Origin of the sequence: Streptomyces aurantiacus (assembly GCF_001418335.1) — a bacterium.
Taxonomy (GTDB): Bacteria; Actinomycetota; Actinomycetes; order Streptomycetales; family Streptomycetaceae; genus Streptomyces; species Streptomyces aurantiacus.
In genome coordinates this window covers 1-1,225 of sequence record NZ_LIPP01000520.1, presented here as the reverse complement: position 1 = coordinate 1,225, position 1,225 = coordinate 1, and the positions used below count along the sequence as shown (strand labels likewise).

General features: G+C 68.6%; 1 protein-coding gene. It reads left to right on the top strand.

Annotated elements, in window-relative coordinates; translation table 11 throughout:
• Window positions 1-123: 123 nt before the first annotated feature.
• The gene (locus tag AOK01_RS39830) at window positions 124-951 is read left to right on the top strand and encodes an arylamine N-acetyltransferase family protein (RefSeq protein ID WP_055520503.1); all 828 of its coding nucleotides are present in this window, start codon (window positions 124-126) and stop codon (window positions 949-951) included.
• Window positions 952-1,225 lie beyond the last annotated feature (274 nt).

The following is a 1,225-nucleotide window of genomic DNA, read 5'->3' as shown; positions in this document are numbered from 1 at the left end:
CGGCGCCGAGCACGGTGGCGGCGCTGGAAGCGGGGGGCGCGCAGGTGTTGCGGACGGACGTGGACGGGGCGGTCGCCGTGGGAGGGGGCGGCGATCGGCTGCTGATCGCGCGAGACTGAAGGTATGAAACCCGCACAGGTCGATGCCTACCTCCGCCGGATCGGCGTCACCCACCCCGCCTGGCCCACCGCCGACGTACTCCGTGAACTCCAGCTGCGGCACCTGATGACCGTGCCGTTCGAGAACCTGTCGATCCACCTCGGTGAGGAGATCACGCTCAAGGAGGGGCGGCTCCTGGACAAGCTGGTGGGCGCCCGCAGGGGCGGCTTCTGCTACGAGCTGAACGGGGCGTTCGGGGCGCTGCTCAAAGCACTGGGTTTCGACGTGACGCTGCTCGCGGGGCGGGTCTACGCGAAGGAGGAGCAGCTCGGGATCCCGTACGACCATCTGGCGCTTCGGGTCCGGACGGTGGACGGGGGTGACTGGCTGGCCGATGTCGGGTTCGGGGCGCACAGCCACTACCCGCTGGCCTTCGGGGAGCGGGGCGAGCAGGTGGATCCGGCCGGCACGTTCCGGGTGATCGTGGCCGGGGCGGATCCGGCCGGGGTGCGAGGGACCGCCGGGCAGTTCGGGGATCTGGAGGTGGTGCGGGACGGCAGGTCGCAGTACCGGCTGGAGGCAAGGCCGCGGGTGCTGGGGGACTTCGTGGCCGGGGCCTGGTGGCACAGCACCTCGCCGGCGTCGCACTTCACCCAGTCGCTGGTCTGCTCGCGGGTCACCGAGGACGGCGGGCGGATCACGCTCAGCGGTCGCGCTCTCACCGTCACGGTCCCCGACGGCGGGAAGGAAGTGGTGGATCTGGCGTCGGACGAAGAGGTGTTGGAGGCGTACCGGGAGAAGTTCGGGATCGTACTGGAACGTGTTCCGGTGGTCCGGAAAAGCGGCGACTGAAATCGACGACTGGAAGCGGCGACTGAGAGCGGCGACTGAGGGAGGGACGTAAACGGAGCGGTCAATTCGGTCTACTCGTGTGTAGTACCAGCACATGCGCTGGTTTGCTGCGATGTAGTCGTCTGTTGCCTCGAAAGTCGCATCGGTGGTCGAATGCCTCACCAACAGCGAGTGTTTTCACAACGTGCGTTGACGCGAGGGTGGGTCGCAGATGGTCGGCAGCTGGCTGGGGAACCGTACGAACCGGGCGCAGGCGGCGGGCGGTCTCGCCGCG